Origin of the sequence: Conyzicola sp. (assembly GCF_046714715.1) — a bacterium.
In the GTDB taxonomy this organism is placed as follows: Bacteria; Actinomycetota; Actinomycetes; order Actinomycetales; family Microbacteriaceae; genus Conyzicola.
On record NZ_JBKKAD010000093.1, the window covers coordinates 1 to 3,457 of the forward strand.

Annotated in this window: 3 protein-coding genes; all 3 read right to left on the reverse strand. The window is 68.9% G+C overall.

What is annotated here, in order from left to right:
- Positions 1–92: 92 nt before the first annotated feature.
- Positions 93–1,400, reverse strand: a complete 1,308-nt coding sequence (locus ACLQ6X_RS07400; RefSeq protein ID WP_411699531.1) for an ABC transporter substrate-binding protein — start codon at positions 1,398–1,400, stop codon at positions 93–95.
- Between the two features lie 87 nt (positions 1,401–1,487).
- Positions 1,488–2,429: a hypothetical protein gene (locus tag ACLQ6X_RS07405; RefSeq protein WP_411699532.1), complete on the reverse strand. Its 942-nt coding sequence runs from the start codon at positions 2,427–2,429 to the stop codon at positions 1,488–1,490.
- Positions 2,429–3,457: Gfo/Idh/MocA family protein (locus tag ACLQ6X_RS07410; RefSeq protein WP_411699533.1), on the reverse strand; the 1,029-nt coding region annotated here is incomplete at its 5' end. The genes ACLQ6X_RS07410 and ACLQ6X_RS07405, both read right to left, overlap by 1 nt.

Sequence of the window (3,457 nt, forward strand, 5' to 3'; positions counted from 1 at the left end):
CGGCGGCGTTGTCTTCGACACCTGCCGTTGTGTTGTGGTCATCGTGAATTCTCCGAGCGTCGTTGCTATGAAAGAACGTAGTTCTTCGGTACCTAGTTGTTGAGGGCGATCTCAGCTTCGCTGAAGAACTGCTTCACGGCCTCGTCGATCTCGATGGCGCCGAGGTCGATGCTCTTTCCCAGGTCCCAGAACTTCTGTTCGATGGATGCCGCGCCCTCGGGGGGCAGAGGAGGAGCGTCGCCGAGACGGTCGGTGATCGACTCTTCGTAGGCGAGCACGTTCGCGTCCTGTCCGGAAAGCTCGGCACCGTCGCGCTGCGTCTCCGACGCGGGGATGCCGCGCGAGGCACCGAAGATCTTGCCGACCTCGGGGCTGTTCGTGAGGAAGTCGATGAGCTTGGCGCCCGCGGCACCCACCTCGGTCTTCGATGACATCGCGAGCAGCATCGAGGGCTTGAGGTAGAGGTCCTTGGCGTCGGCGTCGCTGGTGGGCGGCGTCGTGAGGATCAGGTCGTCGACGGCCTTGCCGGAGTCGGCGAGGTAGCCGGCGCCGAAGTTATCCCAGGTGAGCTCGCTCGCCGCGATGTTCGCGCCGAAGCCCGAGACGGGGTTGAGCTCTTCGAGCCGCTGCTGCGGAACGATGTCGCCCTCGCGGACGTCGGATGCCGACTCCCAGAAAGCGGTGAGGTCGTCTTCGTCGAAACCGAGCTCGCCCTCGTCGGTGTAGAGGTTGCCGCCGTCCTGGCGAAGCGCGAGTTCGAAGTTCTGGATGCGCTGCGTGGGGTCGGCCCCGCCGTAGACGCCGTTGCCGTTAGCGGTGATGTCGGCGATCCACTCGTAGTACTCCTCCCAGCTCGTGCCGCCCTCGTAGGGTTCGGCGCCGAGGGACTCGATGAGGGTCTTGTCCTGGAACATCGCCCAGGCGTTGGTGCTCGAGATCAGGCCGTACGACTCGCCGTCGATGTCGCCCACATTGAGGGCGGTCTCGGGGATGGCATCGACGTCGATGTTGGTGCCGTATTCGGGCGTGAGGTTGTAGAGCAGGCCGCGGCTGCCGAACGAGTCCATCTGCGAGTAGTCGAACTGCATCACGTCGGGCAGTCCGCCGCCGGCGGCCTCGGTGGTGCGCTTCTCCCAGTACGACGGGTAGTCGGTGAACGTGCCGTTGACCGTGACGTTCGGGTATTCCTCTTCGAACAGCGCGATGGCCTCGGTGTACTTCGAGGCGCGGTCGTCGTTGCCCCACCAGGTGAAGTCGACGGTCACCTCGGCGTCGGGATCGAAGGTACTGCCGCCCTCGGTCGCAGCCGGACCGGAGCCGGCGCAGCCGGCGAGTGCCAGAACGGCTGTTGCTGTGACCGCGATCACTGTTGCTGTGCGGCGGGAGTGCTTATAGAACATCGTTGTCCTCCTGGATAACGTCGCTGTAGTCCGTGGGTGGCGCTGGGAAAGCGTTATCCCAGAGCATAGGTTGAATGCATTCAACCGTCAATCCGGTGGCAGAAATCGGCGTGATTTCCCCGGAAACTCGCGGCTGGCCGAGAGTCGATCGGCGCTCACCGACAGTCGCGCGACGTGGATCGAGGTGCGGCGGGCGGAAAGCGGAGTGGCACCCGCGAGCTCGATACCGTCGAACCCGGGGTGGGTGAAGTAGAACAGTAGCCCGCTCTCCTGACCGACCACGACGCTCGCGTGCCGGCCCACTTCGCGGTCGAGCGGGTCGCTGCCCGGCGCGGCGAGCAGCAGGCCGTCTTGCCGCTCCCAGTGCACCCCGTCGGTGCCGCGGTAGACGCCCAGCCCGCGCCACTCGTCGACAATGAGCCACCACCAGCCGCCGAGTTCGAAGGCGTTCGGCCCCTCGTGGGGCGCCCCGCCGATCACGAGCCCGTCGGCCCGCCACGCGTAGCCGTCGCGGCTCACGGCACCGAACGTCGTCGACTCGGCCGCCTCGTTCTTGAACCACATGCGCAGCAGGCCGTCAGGCGTGCGCGCGACCGCCGCGTCGATGGCGAAGTCGCTCCCGACGTCGACGCGGCCAACCCGGCTCCAGCTCTCTAGAGTCTCGCTCTCGAAATGCACGATGTGTCTCTCGTGCCCGGCCCAGGCATCCGGGATCCCCGCGATCCACGAGAGGTACATGTGGTACCTGCCGCCGAATCGCACGACCTCGGGCGCCCAGTGCGTGTTCGGCCCGGCGTCGCCCTCGGGGTCGAGCCCGTCGACGACGCCGCGGTACGTCCAGCTCGCTCCCCCGTCGGTCGACACCGCGACCGCGATGCGGCTGCCGTGCACCCACTCGACGCCGGAGCCCTCGAGCAGGGCGCGCCGCTGGGTGTAGAACATCCACCATTCGCCGCTTCCCTCGCGCTCGATGACGGTGGGGTCGGATGCGCCCTCCCACAGCTCGTCCCGATAAATCGGCGCGCCCATCAGCCGCCCACGGCCGGGTCCGCGACGGCCCGGTGGTCCACGGCACGGTTGTCGTCGACCGGGGCCTCGAGCGTGCCCCGCAGCGCGGCGTCGCCCTGCACCCGCTCGCGGTCGACCCGGCCGCCGCCCTCGCGCGCCGAGGCGTAGAACGCCGTCACGATCTCGAGCGCCCGCGCCGGTTCCGCCGCGACGGCCGGCAGCGGGGCGCCCGCGAACAGCGACGCGTAGACCTCGTCGAGCAGCGCGTCGTGACCGCTCGGCACGGCGCCGCCCTCGAACCCTTCGCCCTCGAACGCCCACCCCGCTGCCTCGTCATCGCCGACGAACGACGCGGGCGTGATGCGCCAGTTCTCGGGGGCGTGGCCGTAGAGGTGGTCGACCTCGATGGTCGCCCGCTCGGTGTCGATGCGGATCGAGCTGGTCTCCCGCGGCGAGACGACGCTGGTCGATACGGATGCCACGGTGCCGCTCTCGAACAGGATGGTCGCGGTCGACACGTCTTCGGTCTCCACGTCGCGGGCCTGGCGCCAGAGTTGCGCCGACGCGGAACGCCAGTCGCCGAGCAGGTAGGCGAGCAGGTCGATCTGGTGGATGCCGTGGCTCAGCGTCGTACCGCCGCCCTCGGTCTCCCAACGGCCGCGCCACGGCACGGAGTAGTACTCGGCGTCGCGGTACCAGAGCGTGGTGCAGGTCGCGAACAGCGCGCGGCCGAAGGCGCCGGAGTCGAGCAGCCGCTTCACGTGGTCGGCGGCCGAACCGGTGCGCTGCTGGAACACCACCGCGAACCGGCGGTCGGCTGCCGCCGCGGCATCCGTCATCTGCTTCAGTTCGGCGAGCGACAGGGCCGGCGGCTTCTCGGCGATCACGTGCGCACCGTGGGCGAAGGCCGCGACGGCCTGCGGCGCGTGCACACCGGGCGGGGTGCAGAGGTGCACGACGTCGACCTGTCGCGCGGCGAACAGGGCCTCGAGCGAGTCGTAGGCGTGCGCGGCCGCGGCGTGCGCGTCGGCGAACTCCCGGGCGCGACC

Bases quoted from the DNA above. Each gene is read 5' to 3' on its own strand.
- ACLQ6X_RS07405 (WP_411699532.1), bottom strand. From the start codon at position 2,429: ATGGGCGCGCCGATTTATCGGGACGAGCTGTGGGAGGGCGCATCCGAC.
- ACLQ6X_RS07400 (WP_411699531.1), bottom strand. From the start codon at position 1,400: ATGTTCTATAAGCACTCCCGCCGCACAGCAACAGTGATCGCGGTCACA.